20 protein-coding genes and 2 rRNA genes are annotated in these 21288 nt (G+C 52.3%); 21 read left to right on the top strand and 1 reads right to left on the bottom strand.

Features of this window, described 5'->3' with window-relative positions; translation table 11 throughout:
• The first annotated feature begins 178 nt into the window (after window positions 1-178).
• The 18 genes from MKX42_RS05730 to MKX42_RS05815 all read left to right on the top strand — a co-directional run bounded on the left by MKX42_RS05730 (window position 179) and on the right by MKX42_RS05815 (window position 14509).
• Complete coding sequence (locus tag MKX42_RS05730; RefSeq protein WP_340751666.1) at window positions 179-793, top strand: DedA family protein; 615 nt, start codon at window positions 179-181, stop codon at window positions 791-793.
• The gene (locus tag MKX42_RS05735; RefSeq protein ID WP_340751667.1) at window positions 790-1356 is read left to right on the top strand and encodes a thioredoxin family protein; all 567 of its coding nucleotides are present in this window, start codon (window positions 790-792) and stop codon (window positions 1354-1356) included. The genes MKX42_RS05730 and MKX42_RS05735 overlap by 4 nt, the downstream gene beginning before the upstream one ends.
• A gap of 5 nt (window positions 1357-1361) precedes the next feature.
• Window positions 1362-1991: an MBL fold metallo-hydrolase gene (locus MKX42_RS05740; RefSeq protein ID WP_340751668.1), complete on the top strand. Its 630-nt coding sequence runs from the start codon at window positions 1362-1364 to the stop codon at window positions 1989-1991.
• A 215-nt stretch (window positions 1992-2206) separates the two neighbouring features.
• Window positions 2207-2413: a hypothetical protein gene (locus MKX42_RS05745; protein ID WP_340751669.1), complete on the top strand. Its 207-nt coding sequence runs from the start codon at window positions 2207-2209 to the stop codon at window positions 2411-2413.
• A gap of 58 nt (window positions 2414-2471) precedes the next feature.
• Complete coding sequence (gene sigY, locus MKX42_RS05750; protein WP_340751670.1) at window positions 2472-3014, top strand: RNA polymerase sigma factor SigY; 543 nt, start codon at window positions 2472-2474, stop codon at window positions 3012-3014.
• A complete protein-coding gene (locus tag MKX42_RS05755) occupies window positions 3004-3324 on the top strand; it encodes a DUF5345 family protein (protein WP_340751671.1) in 321 nt (106 codons plus the stop codon). Before sigY ends, MKX42_RS05755 begins: the two co-directional genes overlap by 11 nt.
• Window positions 3325-3326: 2 nt before the next feature.
• On the top strand, window positions 3327-3554 hold the full coding sequence (locus MKX42_RS05760; RefSeq protein ID WP_340751672.1) for a hypothetical protein: 228 nt from the start codon (window positions 3327-3329) through the stop codon (window positions 3552-3554).
• A 40-nt stretch (window positions 3555-3594) separates the two neighbouring features.
• Window positions 3595-3786: a PLD nuclease N-terminal domain-containing protein gene (locus tag MKX42_RS05765; RefSeq protein ID WP_340751673.1), complete on the top strand. Its 192-nt coding sequence runs from the start codon at window positions 3595-3597 to the stop codon at window positions 3784-3786.
• A complete protein-coding gene (locus tag MKX42_RS05770; RefSeq protein ID WP_340751674.1) occupies window positions 3786-4697 on the top strand; it encodes an ABC transporter ATP-binding protein in 912 nt (303 codons plus the stop codon). The genes MKX42_RS05765 and MKX42_RS05770 overlap by 1 nt, the downstream gene beginning before the upstream one ends.
• On the top strand, window positions 4694-5467 hold the full coding sequence (locus tag MKX42_RS05775; protein ID WP_340751675.1) for an ABC transporter permease subunit: 774 nt from the start codon (window positions 4694-4696) through the stop codon (window positions 5465-5467). Before MKX42_RS05770 ends, MKX42_RS05775 begins: the two co-directional genes overlap by 4 nt.
• A gap of 158 nt (window positions 5468-5625) precedes the next feature.
• Window positions 5626-6009 (top strand): hypothetical protein, encoded by a 384-nt coding sequence (locus MKX42_RS05780; protein ID WP_036726210.1) that lies wholly within the window; start codon window positions 5626-5628, stop codon window positions 6007-6009.
• A gap of 252 nt (window positions 6010-6261) precedes the next feature.
• Entirely contained in the window at window positions 6262-6549 is a 288-nt protein-coding gene (gatC, locus tag MKX42_RS05785; RefSeq protein ID WP_340751676.1) for an Asp-tRNA(Asn)/Glu-tRNA(Gln) amidotransferase subunit GatC, read from the top strand.
• A 27-nt stretch (window positions 6550-6576) separates the two neighbouring features.
• Window positions 6577-8034, top strand: a complete 1458-nt coding sequence (gene gatA / locus MKX42_RS05790; protein ID WP_340751677.1) for an Asp-tRNA(Asn)/Glu-tRNA(Gln) amidotransferase subunit GatA — start codon at window positions 6577-6579, stop codon at window positions 8032-8034.
• A 31-nt stretch (window positions 8035-8065) separates the two neighbouring features.
• The gene (gene gatB / locus MKX42_RS05795; RefSeq protein ID WP_340751678.1) at window positions 8066-9511 is read left to right on the top strand and encodes an Asp-tRNA(Asn)/Glu-tRNA(Gln) amidotransferase subunit GatB; all 1446 of its coding nucleotides are present in this window, start codon (window positions 8066-8068) and stop codon (window positions 9509-9511) included.
• An 89-nt stretch (window positions 9512-9600) separates the two neighbouring features.
• The gene (locus tag MKX42_RS05800; protein ID WP_340751679.1) at window positions 9601-10074 is read left to right on the top strand and encodes a GNAT family N-acetyltransferase; all 474 of its coding nucleotides are present in this window, start codon (window positions 9601-9603) and stop codon (window positions 10072-10074) included.
• Window positions 10075-10111: 37 nt separating this feature from the next.
• Window positions 10112-12037, top strand: a complete 1926-nt coding sequence (locus MKX42_RS05805; RefSeq protein WP_340751680.1) for a DUF4097 family beta strand repeat-containing protein — start codon at window positions 10112-10114, stop codon at window positions 12035-12037.
• 125 nt (window positions 12038-12162) lie between these two features.
• Window positions 12163-12594, top strand: coding sequence for a Fur family transcriptional regulator (locus MKX42_RS05810; RefSeq protein ID WP_036696300.1), 432 nt, complete (start codon window positions 12163-12165; stop codon window positions 12592-12594).
• A 193-nt stretch (window positions 12595-12787) separates the two neighbouring features.
• Window positions 12788-14509: a glycosyl hydrolase family 18 protein gene (locus MKX42_RS05815; RefSeq protein WP_340751681.1), complete on the top strand. Its 1722-nt coding sequence runs from the start codon at window positions 12788-12790 to the stop codon at window positions 14507-14509.
• A 161-nt stretch (window positions 14510-14670) separates the two neighbouring features.
• On the opposite strand, the gene MKX42_RS05820 is transcribed toward MKX42_RS05815, so the two are convergent.
• Window positions 14671-15036, bottom strand: a complete 366-nt coding sequence (locus MKX42_RS05820; RefSeq protein WP_340751682.1) for a DUF2614 family zinc ribbon-containing protein — start codon at window positions 15034-15036, stop codon at window positions 14671-14673.
• Between the two features lie 128 nt (window positions 15037-15164).
• On the opposite strand from MKX42_RS05820, the gene MKX42_RS05825 reads away from it, so the two are divergent.
• From MKX42_RS05825 to MKX42_RS05835, 3 genes are all read left to right on the top strand, one after another.
• Window positions 15165-16040: a nucleotidyltransferase-like protein gene (locus tag MKX42_RS05825; protein ID WP_340751683.1), complete on the top strand. Its 876-nt coding sequence runs from the start codon at window positions 15165-15167 to the stop codon at window positions 16038-16040.
• 413 nt (window positions 16041-16453) lie between these two features.
• A 16S ribosomal RNA gene (locus MKX42_RS05830) occupies window positions 16454-18014 on the top strand.
• Between the two features lie 297 nt (window positions 18015-18311).
• Window positions 18312-21237 (top strand): 23S ribosomal RNA (locus MKX42_RS05835).
• The 16S and 23S rRNA genes sit together here, the layout of an rRNA operon.
• Window positions 21238-21288: the final 51 nt, after the last annotated feature.

The raw sequence follows: 21288 nt of genomic DNA on the forward strand, positions 1-21288 counted from the left end.
TGTCAATACAGAAACTCACATCTGTTTCAGGAGGGGGTTGTTCATATTCCTTAAGTAGAAGTCGTAAGCCTGCATATGCTAGAATAGGCTAGGAGAAGCTGGATACATAGAGCGGTTAAGCAGATGGGTTCTGCCAGCAGAATACCAGGCTATTACGCCATACGGGAGGAGACCTGCAGTGCACTTTATATCTGATGTCATTTCACAATTGTTTGAATGGATTCAGTCTTTGGGCTACTTCGGGATTATGATCGGGCTCATGATTGAAGTCATTCCAAGTGAGATTGTCCTGGCTTTTGGCGGCTATTTGGTCTCACAAGGCGATATTAACTTTTTTGGCGCGGTGCTGTTCGGTACCGTCGGGGGAGTGATCGCCCAGATCTTTGTTTATTGGATTGGCCGTTATGGCGGCAGACCTGTGCTGGAGAAGTACGGCAAGTACATTTTTATCTCCAAAAAGCATATTGACCACTCCGAAGAATGGTTTCAAAAGTATGGGACCGGTGTGATTTTCACAGCCCGCTTTATCCCGGTTGTCCGTCATGCCATCTCGGTTCCGGCTGGTATTTCCCGCATGCCGCTGGGCAAATTCACTTTACTGACAACCCTTGCAGTCATTCCGTGGAGCGCGTTGTTTGTCTATCTGGGATATACGCTTGGGGACAAGTGGAAGACCATTGATGAGGTCGCAGCCAAGTACACTCATGAGATTCTTCTTGGCGCTATTGCGGTAATTATTCTGTATTTCCTGTTCAAGTGGTACAAATCCAAAAAGAAGGGTAGTGCAGTATGAAGCAGAATGTAGCATCCAAATTTGGCCAAGGCCTGACTCCGCGCCAGTTCGTGGAAGCCATGACGAAGAATCAGCAGGCTTTTGAATCCTGGTATGAGAAGTTCGCCTGGGAAGACGAGAGTGACCGCGAATATTTCGAGAGCCTGAATCACCGTGATGATCTGCGTGTGCTGATTCTGGCTGCGGACTGGTGCGGAGATGTGGTCCGCAATGTCCCGGTGGTCTTCCGGATTCTGGAGACTGCGGGCATCAAGACGGAAGTGCTGATTCTCGAAGAGAACCAGGAGCTGATGGACAACTTCCTGACCATGGGCGGCCGTTCCGTTCCCATCGTGATTTTTGCGGATACCGGAGGTTATGTACTGGGGCAGTGGGGACCGCGTCCGGAGCATGTCCAGACCCTGATGAGAGAATTCAAACGGGAGAACCCGGACCGCGAAGCAGCGGACTATGACAGCAAAATTACCGAAGTGCGCAAAGCAATGGGGCAAGCCTACGGAGAAGGAACGGAATCACACGCAGTTATCGCCAAAGAGCTGCGCAGTCTGATCTCCGGATTCTAATGCCGATGCTTAATATTCGTTCTTATAATCTGGGGGCACTCCAGACCAATGCCTATCTTCTGACGGGGGCAGACCCTAAGCGCGGTGTCATCATTGATCCGGGTGCTAATCCAGCGGGTCTTCTCCGGGCTGCTGAGGGTATGGAGATTGAAGCGATTCTGCTGACGCATGCCCATTTCGACCATATTGCCGGGCTGCACGAGGTCCGCAAAGCCAAGAAGTGCCCGGTCTATATCCATCCGCTGGAGAGCGAATGGCTGGGCAGCCCGAAGCTGAACGGCTCCTTAATGTGGCCTGATACTACGCCTCCCATCAGCACAGATCCGGCAGAATACGATTTGGCGGAAGGCCAGATTCTCAAGCTGCTCGGCCTTTCTTTCCGTGTGCTGCATACGCCGGGACATTCGCCGGGCAGCGTCAGCTTTTTATGCGGGAATGATTTGTTCGCCGGCGATGTCTTGTTCAAAATGGGAGTAGGACGTACCGATCTTCCGGGCGGCAGAGAAGGGGATCTGATTGACTCGATCCGCGGTAAGCTTTACCGGCTGGATGAGGAAGTGAGAGTGTTCCCCGGACATGGTCCGCGAACCTCAATCGGCTATGAGAAGCTTCACAACCCTTATGTCCCGATGTAAGAGGACGCCAAAGCCGTTCCGTTTGCCGTGTAACGACATCCTCTGGCCGGATTTGACACAAACCGGGAAATTAGAGGTAGACAAGCCCAGGCCAGATTGTTACAATATGGTTAATTAAATGTAACATTTACCTCGCGAAGCACGCAGACTGTGGAATAATCCCGGTTTGCGTTCTTTTTTTTGCCTATAGATATGAATTTTTAGGGGGAAGCAGAATGAAGGATAATATGCGTTGCCAGTTGGATTATGGGGAATTGGAAGCGAAAGATTCATTGATAGCGGAGCGGAATGAAGTGAATGATCTGGACGGGAAGAGTGATACTAAGTATACGCTGTTCTGGAGCTTTCCCGGAGGCAAGGGGGCAATTCAGCCATGGAGACGCAGACTGTGGGAGCTGCAGAATAATTCTGACTCGGAATGAACGATAACTATTACATAGACGTATTACAGGTGTGACAAAAGAGATAAGGGGAGGGGCTATGGGCGACAGGACGCTGGAGATGATCAGCCAGGCACAGCAGGGTGACGCTGCTGCACTGGCCGTGCTGCTGCGGGAGCATTATCCCTTCCTGTACAAGTATCTGATCAAAGCGACGCTTGACCCTTTGCTTGCGGAAGAGATTGCTCAGGATACGATGGTCAGATGCATGGAAAAGATCGGGAGCTATAACGGGACCTCGGCATTCTCTTCATGGCTGATTACCATTGGCAGCCGGTTGTACATTGACCGTAAGCGGCGCTGGAGCCGGGAGGCACAGTGGCGGGAGAGACAGATGCAGGAGCAGGGTAACCGCAGTTTACGCTGGAGCTTTGAGAGCCGGAATATGGAGTGGAGTGAAGTGCTTGATGCCTTGTCGCGTCTATCCTCTGCGCACAGAATGGCTGTACTGCTGAAGCATTATTACGGATACAGCTACGATGAGATCGGGGAGATGCTGGAGATCCCTTCCGGAACGGTCAAATCACGGGTAGCTGCCGGACTGGGTCAACTGCGAAAGGAGCTGAATGAGGATGAGGTTTAAGAGTGACGAGGAGCTGCTGGGTAAGCTGTCCGCAGAGCTGGATCATCTGGATATGCTCTATGCCGATATTACTCCGCCCTCCCTGCCGGAGCTGGAGCAGCTAATTGCCGGGGAAGCTGTGCGCCGGAGGAAGCGGCGCCGTAAGGAACTGCTGCTATTCCTTTTGGTGGCTCTTGTAATGGTTACCATAGTGATTTCTATTCTAAGCACGGCGCCGGTGCTGTACTGGAGTCTGCAGGCGGTGTTCATCCTGAGTGCACTCGGCAGCCTGGGAGCAGCGCGGATCAGACACGGGCGGGAGGAATCATAAGCGTGAAGAAGCTGCAGGAGATACCTATTTGGCTTTGGATGATTCTTGCAGCCGTACTGCTGCTGCAGGGAACCTGGTTGTTCCGTGATGCCAGGGACAGGGGTCAGGGGATGAAGGCCTGGTTCTGGGGAATCTGGGGACTTACAGGGGCACCTTCACCGGCAGTGTGTTACCTGCTGTTTGTAGTTCTTCCAGATAAGCGCAAACGGAAGGCCGGAAGGAGCCGCTGAGACAATTGTCCATTGCCCGGGAGATAAGGAGGATAAGGTTATGAAGGATTTGAATTGGGGATTGATTGCTCCGCTGCTTGCACTGCAGGTAGTGCTGGCAATAATCGGTCTGATTTCACTGAGCAAGACAGAGCAGGTACGCGGACCGAAATGGATGTGGGTTCTGTTCTTGATATGTGGCAACCTGCTGGGCAGCGTGGCTTATTTCACACTGGGAAGGAAAGAATTCTAATGCCGCTGCTTGAGGTCAAGGATCTTCACAAGAGCTTTAAGGGGCATCCCTCGGTGAATGGCATCAGCTTTGGAATTGAAGCAGGACGCTGTGTCGCGCTGCTCGGACCCAATGGAGCCGGGAAGACTACAACGCTGCGTATGCTTGCCGGTCTTCTGCCGCAGACTGCCGGAACGATTACTTTTGACGGGTTTCCGGGGACGGATTACCGCCGGCAACTGGGTTATCTGCCGCAAGCCCCGGCTTTTTACAACTGGATGAGCGGGCACGAATATATCCTATTTTCCGCCAGGATGAGCGGCATGAGTGCACGGGAAGCGGCGGTGGCATCGGGCGTTGTGCTGGAGCGTGTGGGACTAGGCTCTGCTGCACGGCGGCGGATTGGCGGATATTCCGGGGGGATGAAGCAGCGCCTCGGGCTGGGCCAGGCCCTGGTACACCGACCGCGCCTGCTTCTGCTGGATGAGCCTGTCTCCGCGCTTGATCCTATCGGACGCCGGGAAGTCATGGAGCTGCTTAGGGACATCCGGGAGGAGACAACCGTTATTTTCTCCACGCATGTGCTGCATGATGCGGAAGAGATATGCGATGATGTCGTATTAATGAACCAGGGGACTATAGCCGTTCAAGGAACCTTGTCCAGTCTCCGCGCAGAATACAGTCTGCCGGTAATCCGACTCACTACAGGGAAGGAAGATTCGGCTATCCGCTGGTTAGAAGGGCTTAGACACAGGGATTTTATCGAAGAAGCGCTAATTTCGGATGGCAAGGCCGTGTTCAATGTCACAGATGTAGCACTCGCCCGCCGGATGCTTTTGCAGGAAGCTGTGGAGCTGGATATTCCGCTGCTGCAATTTGAAGCAGGCTCATCGACGCTGGAGGACCTGTTTATGAAGGTGGTGGGAACATGAGGAAGCTTTGGGCTCTATATTTGAAGGAGATGCTGGAGAATGTGCGCAGCTATAAGCTGATATGGGTTCCCGTGGTATTTATTGTTCTGGGAATTATGCAGCCGCTGGTCAGCTTTTATATGGCGGATATCCTGGCGTTCTCTTCCAATGTTCCGGCTGGATTGATGGAGAATATGGAGAGACCGGCCGCGTCCTCTGTAATGGCTCAGGCCTTGGGCCAGTATGGAACAATTGGAATGCTGATTCTGGTGCTGGGAACGATGAACAGCCTGGCAGGAGAGCGCAGCAGCGGCACCTCCGAGCTGTTAATGGCGAAGCCGGTCTCCTCTATATCCGTTGTTGCGGCCAAATGGACCGCGAACTTCACGGTGCTGGTTATTGCCACTGGGCTGGGGGCAGCGGGAGCGGCTTATTATACAGTACAGCTTATGGGAGCTTTATCCTGGCAGGATGTGATTGTAGCGTCCGGACTGTATGCGCTGTGGCTGCTTTGTGCGGTGTCGCTTACGCTGCTTTTCAGTGCCTGGCTGCGCGGTCCTGCTGCTGCCGGCCTAACTCTCCTGCTGGCAGCGGTCATGAGTCTCGTCCATGGCCTGTTGCCAGTTAAGCTGAACTGGATGCCTGCTGCTTTGCCCGGAATGTCTGCCGGTGTACTTGCAGATGGAGGCACCGGAGTGAGCTTGGCACCGATTGTCTCCGCCGTGCTCCTGATTATGATTTGTATTGTCGGTGCCTCACTACTGGCTGGAAGGAATAAATTGCCAGTCTAGCAAGCTTTGCAATAAGAAAGCGATCTTTCATGAATTTTCAGAGTGTTTTCTGCGGAAATTCATCGTACAATCATCCTGCTGCTGGACAGCTCTATCTTTTTTTAGTAGACTGTTGAAACAAGCAGAACCATGATAGATTTTGGTCAGGAGGTAGGATGATGCTGCGTTTAGGAGAGAAGATTGTCATTGTCGCAGACGCTTTTGAGCAGAGTCTTCCTATCGGAGACTATGGCTACCTGATTGCTTACGACCGCAATCCTGATAATGCGTTTGATTATGTCATTCGTGTTCCCGAAGCTAATCGCAATTTCTATGTTACGGCAGAGGATATTGAGGCCGAAGAGCAATTGCTGGTAGCAGAAGCCGAGAGGGCCACGCACGAAGCACTGATAGATTATGCACTGTCAACGTACAACGAGAAGCTGTTCCATCACCTGATGAACGGCGAAGAAGTTGAAGTGGAAGAGATAGAGACAACCTCCCAAGAAAGTTTGTCCCAGGCGGATTTCATCAAGCAGGTGAATCTTCGCGCTTGGATTTAAGTAAGAGCCGGCGAATGCCGGCTTTTTTGTTTAGGAAATTATGATTTTCTTATGTTGTGGACAAGGGTGTGTCTAAATCCTGCCCAACGTACAACAATCTAGAGTGCCGCCCCGCCAACACAGGAATTCTACATACTTACTCTCCATATATCCCCCTCAATCGACAAGCGCATTGAATTGTAAGGCCGTCTACCCTATAATTAAAAACGTTATCCGGGCGCTTTAGCCCTTTAAACAGGAGGGATATCCATTATGAGCATCACCGTCAAAGATGTGCAGCATGTGGCCAAGCTGGCCCGCCTGCAATTAAGCCCGGAAGAAGAGGCTACCTTCACCGAACAAATGAATGCTATTTTACAATATGCCGAGAAGTTGAATGAGCTGGATACTGAGAATGTTCCGCCGACCACCCATGTGCTGCAGGTCAGCAATGTGATGCGTGACGATGTGGTGAAGGAGAGCTTGACCCAGGAGGCGGCTCTGCTTAACGCACCGGAAGACGAAGAAGGACATTTCAAGGTTCCCGCTGTTCTGGAATAACCCCTATACCTGAGAGGAGGAAGCAAGTTGAGCCTGTTTCAATACCGATTACCTGAAGTACATAACATGCTGAACACCAAAGCGGTCTCGGTCAGTGAGTTGACCGAAGATTCGTTGTCCGTCATTGCGGAGCGTGACAGTAAGGTTCATGCTTTTTTGACACTAAATGAAGAGGGAGCCCGTGCCAAGGCGCGCGAGCTTGATGACAAGCTGGCATCCGGGACTGCCCGCGGTCTGCTCTTCGGACTGCCCGCCGGTATTAAGGATAATATCGTGACCCAAGGTCTGCGCACCACCTGTGCCAGCCAATTTCTCACCAATTTCCAGCCTGTCTATGATGCGACCGTAGTCTCCAAGCTGCGTCAGGCCGATGCCGTCACTATAGGCAAGCTGAACATGGACGAGTTCGCCATGGGCGGGTCCAATGAGAATTCCAGCTTCGGCGCTGTACGCAATCCATGGGATCTGGAGCGTGTTCCAGGCGGTTCGAGCGGCGGTTCGGCAGCAGCGGTTGCAGCCGGGGAAGTCTTCTTCACCCTCGGCTCAGACACAGGCGGCTCCATCCGCCAGCCAGCCTCCTATTGCGGAGTAGTCGGCCTCAAGCCTACGTATGGCCTGGTCTCCCGTTACGGCCTGGTCGCTTTTGCTTCCTCCCTGGATCAGATCGGTCCGATTACCCGTACCGTGGAGGATTCCGCATATGTCCTGCAGGCAATTGCCGGTTACGATGCCCAGGATTCCACTTCAGCTAAGGTTAACATACCTGATTATCTGAACTCGCTGACCGGCGACATCTCGGGTCTGCGGATTGCCGTACCTAAGGAATATCTGGGTGAAGGTGTGGATGCCCAGGTCCGTGAATCGGTGCTCTCAGCGCTCAAAGTGCTGGAAGGCCTTGGCGCAGTGTGGGAAGAGGTTTCACTTCCGCATACAGAATATGCTGTAGCCGCGTATTATCTGCTCTCCTCCTCGGAGGCTTCCTCCAATCTGGCCCGTTTTGACGGTGTCCGTTACGGAGTGCGAGTGGATGATGGGGGCGGATTACTGGATCTGTACCATAACTCCCGCAGCCAGGGCTTCGGCCCTGAAGTCAAACGCCGGATCATGCTTGGCACCTACGCGCTCAGCTCCGGATATTATGATGCCTATTATTTGAAGGCACAGAAGGTCCGCACCTTGATTAAGCAGGATTTCGACGAAGTATTCCGCAAGTACGATGTTGTCATCGGGCCGACTGCGCCAACCACAGCCTTCAAGCTGGGCTCGCAGACCGAAGATCCGCTGACCATGTATCTGAATGATATCCTTACCATTCCTGTCAGCCTGGCCGGTATTCCTGCCATCAGCATTCCTTGCGGCTTCGCGGAAGGCCTGCCTGTCGGCCTGCAGATTATCGGCAAGGAGTTTGATGAGAGTACGGTGCTGCGCGTTGCGCATGCCTTTGAACAACATACAGAGCATCACAAGGCCCGCCCGCAACTGTAGCTTGAAGTAGTTGACCATAAACTTTTAAGGGATGAGATTATCTATGTCTAAATATGAAACGGTCATCGGGCTGGAAGTTCATGTGGAGCTTCATACCAAGTCCAAAATCTTCTGCGGCTGCTCGACTGAATTCGGCGCGCCGCCTAATACGCACACCTGTCCGGTCTGTCTTGGTCACCCCGGTGTACTGCCGGTGCTGAACCGCCAAGCGGTGGAGTATGCCATGAAAGCGGCAATGGCCCTGAACTGTACGATCGGCGATGTCAGCAAGTTCGACCGCAAAAACTATTTTTACCCAGATTCCCCGAAGGCCTACCAGATCTCGCAATATGATCAGCCTATCGGCCTCGGCGGCTGGATTGATATTGAAGTGAACGGCGAGACCAAGCGGATCGGGATCACCCGTCTTCATCTGGAAGAGGATGCCGGTAAGCTGACTCATGTGGATGGAGGCTTCGCTTCGCTCGTTGACTTCAACCGTGTGGGGACGCCGCTGATTGAGATTGTCTCTGAGCCTGATCTGCGTTCACCGGAGGAAGCGCGTGCTTACCTGGAGAAGATCCGCGCCATTATGCAGTACTGCGATGTGTCCGATGTGAAGATGGAGGAAGGCTCCATGCGTTGTGATGCTAACATCAGTCTGCGGCCAGTAGGCCAGGAAGAATTCGGTATCCGTGCGGAGCTGAAGAACATGAACTCCTTCCGCGGGGTGCTGCGCGGGCTGGAGTACGAGCAGTTCCGCCAGGGAGAGATCCTGGATGACGGAGGAGTCGTTGTACAAGAGACCCGCCGCTGGGATGAAGCCGGAGGCAAGACCTTGTCCATGCGCGGCAAGGAGGAAGCCCATGATTACCGTTATTTCCCGGACCCGGATCTGATTGTGCTGCACATTGGAGAAGACTGGAAGGAAGCGATCCGCTCTACGATCCCTGAGTTGCCGGATGCCCGGCAGGCCCGGTACAGCGAGGAGTTTGGTCTGACTGCCTATGATGCCGGAGTGCTCACCTCCTCCAAGCCGCTTGCGGACTTCTTCGAAGGCAGTCTTGCCTTCACGCAGGATGCCAAGGCTGTCGCCAACTGGATGATGGGCGATCTGCTGGGGTATTTGAACAGCAATAATCTGGAGTTATCCCAGCTGAAGATTACGCCGCAGGGACTGGGCGAGATGATCGGCCTGATCGCAGGCGGAACCATCAGCAGCAAAATCGCCAAAACAGTATTCAAAGAAATGCTGGAGAGCGGGAAGCTGCCGGCGGTAATTGTGGAAGAGCAAGGCCTCGTTCAGATCAGTGATGAAGGGGCAATCAAGCGAATCGTTGAGGAAGTGGTCGCGGCCAATCCGCAATCGGTCGAGGACTACAAGGCAGGTAAGCAAAAAGCCATCGGCTTCCTTGTAGGACAGGTCATGAAGGCGAGCAAAGGGAAGGCTAACCCGGGTCTTGCGAACACTCTGCTCGCAGAAGTGCTGAACAGATAGACTGCTTTTGGGTAATAGATCATAGAATCTTGGGCACAGGGCTTGTCGGCAACGGCAGGCTCTGTGCAGTATATAAGGGGAATGTACGGATGGATACAATCGTTAAGCTGAATCTGCAGGATGAGTTCCTACTTGATGAGCTGTGGAGCCTTCAGCATAAGGCGTACCGCCTGGAGGCAGAGATCATAGGGTTTCGGGACATACCGCCGCTGCTGGAGACGAGGGACATGCTCAGCCGGGTTACAGAGGAGTTCTACGGCTGCTTTAATGAGACGGAGGAGCTGCTCGGCGCTGTTGCAGTCATAGAGGAGTCTCCCGGCAAGCTAACGGTTACCCGGATGATGGTCAGCCCGGACCATTTCCGCCAAGGCGTGGCCGGAAGACTGTTGGAATTTATCTTTGCCCGTTATGCGGAGATGGAGCAGTTTATCGTATCTACGGGGAAGCTGAATCTTCCGGCAGTGACGCTCTATACCAAGCACGGGTTCATTCCTGCCGGGTCCGAAGAGGTGGTTCCGGGAGTTGAGCTGCTGGAGCTCCACCGGACAGGCAGGCTGAAATGACAAGTGCATACCACTTTAGAAAGGAGGAGTACCGAGAATGAATTCCGGTCATCAGAATCATGAGGAGCTTCCCGTGCGGGAGGAAGAGAACGAGGCAGGCATGCCGCTGTCTGAAGCAGACGGAGAAATGAAAACCCCCTACATCCCTCCCCGTCCCAAGCGCCGTCCGCGTAAACGTAAATTTATAGCCGGCCTGCTTGCTGCAGTGCTTCCCGGCACGGGACATCTCTACCTCGGGCTGCTCCGCAAAGGGATTTCAGTCATTTTCCTTATTGTGTTGGATATAGTGGCACTGCTGTATTTCTCATCTATCGGGATGCAAATTAATGTACCGCTGCTGATTTTGCTGGGGCTGCTGATCCCGGTACTATACTTCTATAATGTGTTTGACGCGCTACAGACCGCAGACCGGATTCTGCGTTTTCCTGAAGAGCAGGATCCTGAAGAGCTGGAGACCATGAGTGCCGGTACAACCTCAAGACGCCGGCTAAGGATCAGCGAGCCGGGGATTTCCTTTGGCCTGCTGCTGCTTATCGGCGGGGCGCTGCTCTTTCTTTTCCAGCAAAAGCCGCCTTGGCTTCGCGTATTCATTGAGACCTCTGCCGGTGCTGCCGCCTCCGTGGTGCTGATAGGTCTTGGCCTGCTTATGGGAATCAGAGAGATGGCCAGGGACTCCATAGCGCGTCAGGACAAGGATCGGAAGAAGCGGCGGATCGGCAGATATACGGCCTCAGTAACACTGGCTGCTGTCGGAATCCTGCTTCTCCTGGACTGGCGCGATGGAACAGATTATATGATGCTGCTGCTCAAATGGTGGCCCATCATTCCGGTATTATGGGGAGTAGAGTATCTGCTGATCTATATTCTTTTCCGCCGTCTGAAGCAGAACGGTACTGCCGGAAGGGCGCGGATGGATCTGCGGGGATTGTTCTCTGCGGTAATACTGGCTGCATGTGTGTTTATCGTAACCGAGCAGGAGCACTATCTGCATTTGTGGAATAAGGTGAGTCTTAACCTGACCGTGGCGGCGGTCGATTACGGGGAAGCGGAAGGAAGCTCTTATCAGAAGGCTCCGCTGATGGTTCCGGTCGAACTGAACACCTCCAAGGTCAATATTGACGCTATTAATGGAGACATTCTCATTCACCGGGCTGCTGTGGAGGATATCGAGATTACGGCAACCGTATGGGTAGACCAGTTGGACGGGGTACTGGCTGAATCCATAGCCGATCAGTCTTTTGTCGAGGTGACAGAGGGCACAACGATCAAGATTACACCCCAGAGTAAGGCGTACGGTGAATCCGGCAAACGCCAGCCGCGGATCAACCTCGATATCTCCCTGCCGGAAGACCGGCGGTTTGACTTGAGTGTCCGTACAATGAATGGCGGAATTACCCTGCAGAATGTGGAAGCCATTGCCGACATCTCGCTGGAGACCGGGAACGGGGAGTTGATCCTGCACCGCATTTATGGAAATGTAAAAGGTAAAACCTTGAACGGAGCGGTGCGTGCCAGAGATGTCCTGGGCAACGTGGAGCTGGGGACAAGCGGAGGAGATATGGGGGCATGGGACGTCAGAGGAGCCCTGAAGCTGTCAACGGCGGTCGGCAACATCACGGCATACGACAGCGGGGATGCGCTGGATCTGTCCACAAAGAACGGCAATGTGGAGGTCTCCGGAGCGAGAGCCAAGCTGCATGCCGAATCGCTGAACGGCCGGATCAGCATCCGCTCCGGGGATTTCGGGGGAGACTGGGATATTTACAGTGCAGTGGGGGATATTGAATTGTTTCTGCCGCTAACGGGTAATTATACGGTGGAGGGCTCCAGCGGCTATGGAGATATCGTAACAGACATGCCAGGACTCGTGATTGATAAAAAAGTGCTTTCCGGCCAGATCGGAACCGGCGAATTCAAGCTGCGAGTAGACGGAAACAGCAATTTAAATGTGAGCAAATATTGAAATAACGAATTTTTATTATATAATAATCAATATAATGTAATGACTTCATTGACAACGCTGAAAGCACAGTCATACAATTAGATTAGAATTATTATTAAGTTGTATAATCAAAGGCGGTGGCATGGATGGGTAGTGGCGTACAGCATGCATTGGAGCAACTCAAGACAACCGGTGTCCGTATTACGCCTCAGCGTCATGCGATTCTAACGTATCTGATGGAAGCGATGAATCATCCTACGGCAGACGATATTTACCGGGCACTTGAGCCTCAGTTTCCGAGTATGAGTGTGGCAACTGTGTATAACAATCTTAAGATGTTCATGGAAGCAGGTATGGTCCGTGAGCTGACCTACGGTGATAATTCCAGCCGTTTCGACGCCAATGTATCTGATCATTATCATGTTATCTGCCAGGAATGCGGCAAGATTGAGGATTTCAGCTATTCTACTCTTCATGAGGTAGAGCTGCAGGCCGAACAGGCCACAGGCTTCAAGATTCATGGATTGCGAATGGAGCTGTACGGTGTGTGCAAAGGCTGCGGCGAGAAGCAGCACTGAATGGAATAATACTTATAAGCGTGTATGGTCCGAAGCGGATTCTGCACGCTTTTTTGTATAGATAGAGAATCGAGCTGTTACAAAAATACAAACCTTCCAAGAGATTCGCGCAACCAAGCTCGCCTGCATGGCGTATACTTAACAGAAGTGTTGCCTGCTTTTAAAATTCAACGAATGGTTTGGAGGACCTATTTTGGACAGAAGACAGAGACAAAGACGCGTCACGAAGCGTGGAAGTCTTACTCGCCGCTTATTGGGACTTGTCATCATAGCCGCCGCAGCCTTTTGGGTTGTTTATTATGTACTGCCGAACCGCCAGCATCTGGACCCGGACTGGAAGGGGCTGGACAAGCCGATTTTTGTGAAGGGACAGCTTACCGGCTATTCAGCATCGGGTACGGGGGACGGACTGCTTTTACCGCTGCCTTTTTTGCAGGAATATGTAGATCCTTCTATCCGTTATGAAAAAGAGAGCAAATCAGTTATCCTCTCAACGGACAGCAGTCTGTTGTACATGCAGGAGGAATCCAAGGCCGCAGCTCTGAACAATGAACCTCTGCAGCTTCGCCTTGCTCCCGAGGTTAAAGATAAAGTGACCTATCTTCCGGCTGATACACTGGAGAATCTGTACGGCTTCGAGATCGAAGAGGATACAGCTAGTGGTGCGGTGCTGCTTATGACTGCGGGAGAATCGGTGCCGCTTGGCAAGGTAAAGGGCAAAGAAGGCGGGAAAACGAAAGCCCTGCGCAGTGAACCTTCAGTGCATGCACCGATTTTTGCCGATATGAATCCTGGCGATGTTGTACGGATCTGGAAAACGGACACCAAGGACTGGGTATACGCTCAGCTTGATAATGGTTATTCGGGCTACGTCCAGGCAGATGATATTACCGAAGATGGTACCCGAACTGTAGAGAAAAAGCCCGAAACGCCTACACGTGCGCAGCGCAGCTGGAAGGACAAGCCGGTTAATATGTTCTGGGAAGCTGTGTACGAACGTAAGCCGAATCCGGCCAAATTTGCAGCCTTGCCTGGAATTAATGTGGTTAGCCCCACCTGGTTCAGCATTATTGATGTGAAGGGGAATGTGCGCAGCCAGGCGGACCGCTCTTATGTGGATTGGGCGCATAATCGGGGGATAGAGGTATGGGGGCTGCTTAGCAACAGCTTTGAACCCGACTTGACTACTGGAGCCTTATCTACGTATGACAATCGGATGAATGCCATTGTGCAGATGCTTAAGTATGCAGACCTCTATAACTTAGATGGGATTAATATCGATTTCGAGAATGTGTACACCAAGGATGGACCGAACGTAACGCAGTTCATGCGGGAACTGAAGCCGATGGCCCAGAGCCGGAATCTGATTGTCTCTATTGACGTAACACCGAAGTCCAAAAGCGAGATGTGGTCCCTGTTCCTCGACCGCCCGGCGCTTGCCGCCGTATCCGACTTCCTGGTTGTAATGGCCTATGACGAGCACTGGGCAGCCAGTCCGGTTGCAGGATCAGTAGCCTCTCTACCATGGGTTAAGACCTCTATGAACCGGATTATCGAGGAGGATAAGGTGCCGTCAGAGAAGCTGATTCTGGGAGTGCCGCTCTATACGCGGATCTGGACGGAAGCCACCGAGAAGGGCAAGACCAAAGTAAGCTCCAAGGCCGTCAGCATGAATGCGGTTAAGGAGATCATTGCCGAGAAGAAGCTGACACCGGTATTCGATAAGGAAGCCGGACAGAACTACGTGGAGTATAAGGAAGATGATGTTCTCCGCAAAATCTGGATCGAGGACAGCACCTCGCTCACAGCCAGGGTAGAGCTGGCCCAGTCCTTGAAGCTGGGCGGAGTAGCCGCCTGGAACCGGAGCTTCGCCAGTCCGGAGGCATGGGAAGCATTGAAGGGAATTGCGGAATAGCGATATTTGGTACTTCTGAATAATTATAAAAAGGTGTTGTCCTATTAGGACAACACCTTTTTATGTACAGAAGGCAAGAGTGCTTGTATCTTTACATGTGTTTCATGCTGCTGCATATTAATCGAAGTTAGATGATTGCAGTAAACGCTACTAAGATAGGGTTATTGCTTAAGCTGATGGGCTTCAAGCTCTTCGGCAGAAATGGTAGCTTGTGCAGGGTCCATGGTGAGGATGGTGTGGCAGAACATGCAGCGGTCAGTTTTGCCCAGCATTTTGGTCAGCTTATGGCACTCCGGACATTCCACCTGAACCGCACTGGTTGAGAGCATGCCCGCCCAGAAATAAATAGCCAGACTGGCCATCATGGAGACGAGTCCAATGACAAGACCGACAGCAGCAACGACTTTGCCGGCAGATCCCCAGAATACAATACCTGCAGTTCCCATAATCATGAGACCCATACCAAGCATGGTCAGAAGCAGTCCCCAGGTGCGAAAAGCATTGATTTTGGCCGATTTAAATTTCATGAGTATGATCTCCTAACTGAAATATAGTTCGGTTGTTCAGGAGGAACTGGCATGAATATGTAGAATAAGCTTATGTATAGAGATTATAACTGAAGGATGCAAAATCGCCAAATTTGATGGAGGGAAGTATGGAACTGTCCAATTTGACCCTATTAAGCGGGGAGACATTTGAGGAGAATGTTCTGGGAGCCGTTGCTTGGCGGCAAAGAGGGGATGCCACGTTTCAAAGTGCGCTGTTGCATGATTTTGATATGGTGGTCCTTCTGCTGCACGAGGAACAGGAGACGGAACGAATCATAACCCATAGCATTGCCGGTGATAAGCGGACACAATCGGTGCATGTAGGTCTGTCTGCACTGGAACGTGCTGTCATGGCCGGGGATAACAACGAGCTTCTGAGCAGCCTGATATCTGGAGAGGTACTCTGGGACCCGAAGGGGATCTTGGCGGAGATGCGCAAGCAGCTCATTCAGTTTGAGGGCCCGCTCAAAGAACGGGTGCTGTTTATGGAATTCGCCCGTTTTTTACATATGTATATTAAGTCCAAGCGGTATATTGAAGCAGGCTGTACCATGGATGCCTATAATTGCGTACTCATTGCCTTGTATCATTGGGCGCGCATTGAAGTGAGTGAAGCGGGGTATTTCCCGGAACCGGCAGTATGGGGGCAGGTGAAAAATCTGAACTCACCGGTCCATAAGCTATATGAAGAATTGACTATCAGCACAGAGACGCTGGACCAGAGGATCGAGCTTATCCTGCTTGCCTGTGAATTTGCCCTCATGTCAAAAATGGAGGATTGCTGTACCATGCTGCTTCATATCCTGGGCAGCCGTAAGGAGGCGTGGAGTATTAAAGAGCTTCTGCAGCATTCGGGGCTCAGCCCGCTCCAGGCAGAATTGCCGCTTGTGCTTCGCAAGCTGGTGTCCCGTTCATTAATTCGGGAGATCGCCTCGTGGGCAGTTGAAGCCGGGGATGGTCATGCCATTCGTTATACCCTTTAAAGGGCCCCCGCAAAGTACCTGAGTCATCACCTACGCTAAAGCCTCACTTTGTGGGGTTATTTTATTTGTCCAGGTTTGCAGAAGAGCTGAAAGGGAACTGAATATTTAGGGTTGACTAGGGTGCAGTTCTTATGATAAATTATAACTCGTCCCTCTGACATAACGATGCGCAGCAATGCAGTCGTAAATCAGCCGAAAAAAGAAATTAAAAAAAAGGTTGACTAAAACGAGGGCGCTGTGATATATTATAAAGGTCGCTGCTGAGACAAAAAACGGCGACGAAAGATGAACTTGATCTTTGAAAACTGAACAACGAGTGAGTACCTGGAAATCACTTCGGTGAGATCCAAATTAGAGAATGTAACAATTCTCGTCAGATGTTTCAAAATGAGCAATCGCTCTTTCTAAATACCAATTTGGAGAGTTTGATCCTGGCTCAGGACGAACGCTGGCGGCATGCCTAATACATGCAAGTCGAGCGGAGTCTGAGAGGAAGCTTGCTTCCTTTCAGATTTAGCGGCGGACGGGTGAGTAACACGTAGGCAACCTGCCCTCAAGCCTGGGATAACTACCGGAAACGGTAGCTAATACCGGATAATTTCTTTTTTCTCCTGAGGAGAGAATGAAAGGCGGAGCAATCTGCTGCTTGGGGATGGGCCTGCGGCGCATTAGCTAGTTGGTGGGGTAACGGCCCACCAAGGCGACGATGCGTAGCCGACCTGAGAGGGTGAACGGCCACACTGGGACTGAGACACGGCCCAGACTCCTACGGGAGGCAGCAGTAGGGAATCTTCCGCAATGGGCGCAAGCCTGACGGAGCAATGCCGCGTGAGTGATGAAGGTTTTCGGATCGTAAAGCTCTGTTGCCAGGGAAGAACGTCCGGTAGAGTAACTGCTGCCGGAGTGACGGTACCTGAGAAGAAAGCCCCGGCTAACTACGTGCCAGCAGCCGCGGTAATACGTAGGGGGCAAGCGTTGTCCGGAATTATTGGGCGTAAAGCGCGCGCAGGCGGTTATTTAAGTCTGGTGTTTAAACCTTGGGCTCAACCTGAGGTCGCACTGGAAACTGGGTGACTTGAGTACAGAAGAGGAAAGTGGAATTCCACGTGTAGCGGTGAAATGCGTAGATATGTGGAGGAACACCAGTGGCGAAGGCGACTTTCTGGGCTGTAACTGACGCTGAGGCGCGAAAGCGTGGGGAGCAAACAGGATTAGATACCCTGGTAGTCCACGCCGTAAACGATGAGTGCTAGGTGTTAGGGGTTTCGATACCCTTGGTGCCGAAGTTAACACAGTAAGCACTCCGCCTGGGGAGTACGGTCGCAAGACTGAAACTCAAAGGAATTGACGGGGACCCGCACAAGCAGTGGAGTATGTGGTTTAATTCGAAGCAACGCGAAGAACCTTACCAGGTCTTGACATCCAACTAACGAAGCAGAGATGCATCAGGTGCCCTTCGGGGAAAGTTGAGACAGGTGGTGCATGGTTGTCGTCAGCTCGTGTCGTGAGATGTTGGGTTAAGTCCCGCAACGAGCGCAACCCTTGACTTTAGTTGCCAGCAGGTTGAGCTGGGCACTCTAGAGTGACTGCCGGTGACAAACCGGAGGAAGGTGGGGATGACGTCAAATCATCATGCCCCTTATGACCTGGGCTACACACGTACTACAATGGCCGGTACAACGGGAAGCGAAGCCGCGAGGTGGAGCCAATCCCAGCAAAGCCGGTCTCAGTTCGGATTGCAGGCTGCAACTCGCCTGCATGAAGTCGGAATTGCTAGTAATCGCGGATCAGCATGCCGCGGTGAATACGTTCCCGGGTCTTGTACACACCGCCCGTCACACCACGAGAGTTTACAACACCCGAAGTCGGTGGGGTAACCCGCAAGGGAGCCAGCCGCCGAAGGTGGGGTAGATGATTGGGGTGAAGTCGTAACAAGGTAGCCGTATCGGAAGGTGCGGCTGGATCACCTCCTTTCTATGGAGAATCGTCTTCTGCAATGAAGACATTCAAATCTTAAATCTAGCCTGTCGGCTAGTTACTCACTCGTTGGTCAGTTTTGAGAGCTCAAACTCTCAACCGGCTGTAACTTCGATCGTCACTGTTGTGATCGACCCGAACTTACAGCAACTTGATCCTTGAAAACTGGATACCGAAACGAATTTGCGTTTTAGAACATTCCTTTAAGCTGAACTTGTGTAAACAAGTTTCAATATTTTAGTGATGCTAAGTGAAGGTTTTTGATTGTGCAAACAAGCAAAACACCGGAACGTTGGTTAAGCTATTAAGAGCACACGGAGGATGCCTAGGCGCCAGGAGCCGACGAAGGACGTGGCGAACAACGAAACTGCCTCGGGGAGCTGTAAGCAAGCTTTGATCCGGGGGTGTCCGAATGGGGAAACCCAGCTGTGGTAATTCGCAGTTACTCGTATCTGAATACATAGGATACGCAGAGGCAGACCAGGGGAACTGAAACATCTAAGTACCCTGAGGAAGAGAAAACAATAGTGATTCCGTCAGTAGCGGCGAGCGAACGCGGAACAGCCTAAACCAAGGGGCTTGCCTCTTGGGGTTGTGGGACGTCTCACATGGAGTTACAAAGGAATATGGTAGGCGAAGAGGTCTGGAAAGGCCCGCGATAGAGGTAAAAGCCCTGTAGCCTAAACTGTGTTCTCTCCGAGACGGATCCCGAGTAGTGCGGGGCACGTGAAACCCCGTATGAATCCAGCAGGACCATCTGCTAAGGCTAAATACTACCTGGCGACCGATAGTGAAACAGTACCGTGAGGGAAAGGTGAAAAGCACCCCGGAAGGGGAGTGAAATAGAACCTGAAACCGTGTGCTTACAAAAAGTCAGAGCCCTCTTTATGGGTGATGGCGTGCCTTTTGTAGAATGAACCGGCGAGTTACGTTTAACATGCAAGGTTAAGGTGAGAAGCCGGAGCCGCAGCGAAAGCGAGTCTGAATAGGGCGACTAAGTATGTGGACGTAGACCCGAAACCGTGTGATCTACCCCTGTCCAGGGTGAAGGTGCGGTAACACGCACTGGAGGCCCGAACCCACGCATGTTGAAAAATGCGGGGATGAGGTGGGGGTAGCGGAGAAATTCCAATCGAACTCGGAGATAGCTGGTTCTCCCCGAAATAGCTTTAGGGCTAGCCTCGGTGAATGGAGTGGTGGAGGTAGAGCACTGATTGGGTGCGGGGCCCGCAAGGGTTACCAAGCTCAGTCAAACTCCGAATGCCATTAACTTCTTGCCGGGAGTCAGACAGTGAGTGCTAAGATCCATTGTCAAAAGGGAAACAGCCCAGACCATCAGCTAAGGTCCCCAAGTGTGTGTTAAGTGGGAAAGGATGTGGAGTTGCACAGACAACCAGGATGTTGGCTTAGAAGCAGCCACCATTGAAAGAGTGCGTAATAGCTCACTGGTCGAGTGACTCTGCGCCGAAAATGTAACGGGGCTAAACACACCACCGAAGCTATGGCTAGATGCGTTGCATCTGGGGTAGGGGAGCGTTGTGTAGGGGTTGAAGGTGTACCGTAAGGAGCGCTGGACACTACACAAGTGAGAATGCCGGTATGAGTAACGAAAAGATCAGTGAGAATCTGATCCGCCGAAAGCCCAAGGTTTCCTGAGGAAGGCTCGTCCGCTCAGGGTAAGTCGGGACCTAAGGCGAGGCCGAAAGGCGTAGTCGAAGGACAACAGTTTGAAATTACTGTACCACCGTAATCCGCTATGAGCGATGGGGTGACGCAGGAGGGTAGTGACGCGGACTGATGGATGTCCGTCTAAGCAGTGAGGCTGGTGTGTAGGCAAATCCGCACATCATAAGGCTGGGCTGTGATGGGGAGCGAAAATTACAGTAGCGAAGGTCATGATCTCACACTGCCAAGAAAAGCCTCTAGTCAGGAGAAGGTGCCCGTACCGCAAACCGACACAGGTAGGCGAGAAGAGAATTCTAAGGCGCGCGGAAGAACTCTCGTTAAGGAACTCGGCAAAATGACCCCGTAACTTCGGGAGAAGGGGTGCCTCGGTAGGGTGAATAGCCCGAGGGGGCCGCAGTGAAAAGGCCCAAGCGACTGTTTAGCAAAAACACAGGTCTGTGCGAAGCCGCAAGGCGAAGTATACGGGCTGACGCCTGCCCGGTGCTGGAAGGTTAAGGGGAGCGGTTAGGAGCAATCCGAAGCTGTGAACCGAAGCCCCAGTAAACGGCGGCCGTAACTATAACGGTCCTAAGGTAGCGAAATTCCTTGTCAGGTAAATTCTGACCCGCACGAATGGCGTAACGACTTGGGCGCTGTCTCAACGAGAGATCCGGTGAAATTTTAATACCTGTGAAGATGCAGGTTACCCGCGACAAGACGGAAAGACCCCATGGAGCTTTACTGCAGCTTGATATTGAATTTGGGTACGATCTGTACAGGATAGGTGGGAGCCGTGGAGGCAGGAGCGCAAGCTTCTGCGGAGGCGCCGTTGGGATACCACCCTGATCGTATCTAGGTTCTAACCTAGTGCCCTCATCGGGTACGGGGACCGTGTCAGGCGGGCAGTTTGACTGGGGCGGTCGCCTCCTAAAGAGTAACGGAGGCGTTCAAAGGTTCCCTCAGAATGGTTGGAAATCATTCGCAGAGTGCAAAGGCATAAGGGAGCTTGACTGCGAGACCTACAAGTCGAGCAGGGACGAAAGTCGGACTTAGTGATCCGGTGGTACCGCATGGAAGGGCCATCGCTCAACGGATAAAAGCTACCCTGGGGATAACAGGCTTATCTCCCCCAAGAGTCCACATCGACGGGGAGGTTTGGCACCTCGATGTCGGCTCATCGCATCCTGGGGCTGAAGTAGGTCCCAAGGGTTGGGCTGTTCGCCCATTAAAGCGGTACGCGAGCTGGGTTCAGAACGTCGTGAGACAGTTCGGTCCCTATCTGTCGTGGGCGCAGGAAATTTGAGAGGAGCTGTCCTTAGTACGAGAGGACCGGGATGGACGTACCGCTGGTGCATCAGTTGTTCCGCCAGGAGCATGGCTGAGTAGCTACGTACGGACGGGATAAGCGCTGAAAGCATCTAAGCGTGAAGCCCCCCTCAAGATGAGATTTCCCAATTAGTAAGACCCCTTGAAGACGACGAGGTAGATAGGTTGGAGGTGGAAGTGCAGCAATGCATGGAGCTGACCAATACTAATCGGTCGAGGGCTTATCCAAACTCTACAACGCAGATTCGTTTCGGATTCAGTTTTCAGGCGATCAAGCCTG

Origin of the sequence: Paenibacillus sp. FSL R7-0204, from assembly GCF_038002225.1 — a bacterium.
GTDB lineage: Bacteria > Bacillota > Bacilli > Paenibacillales > Paenibacillaceae > Paenibacillus_AQ.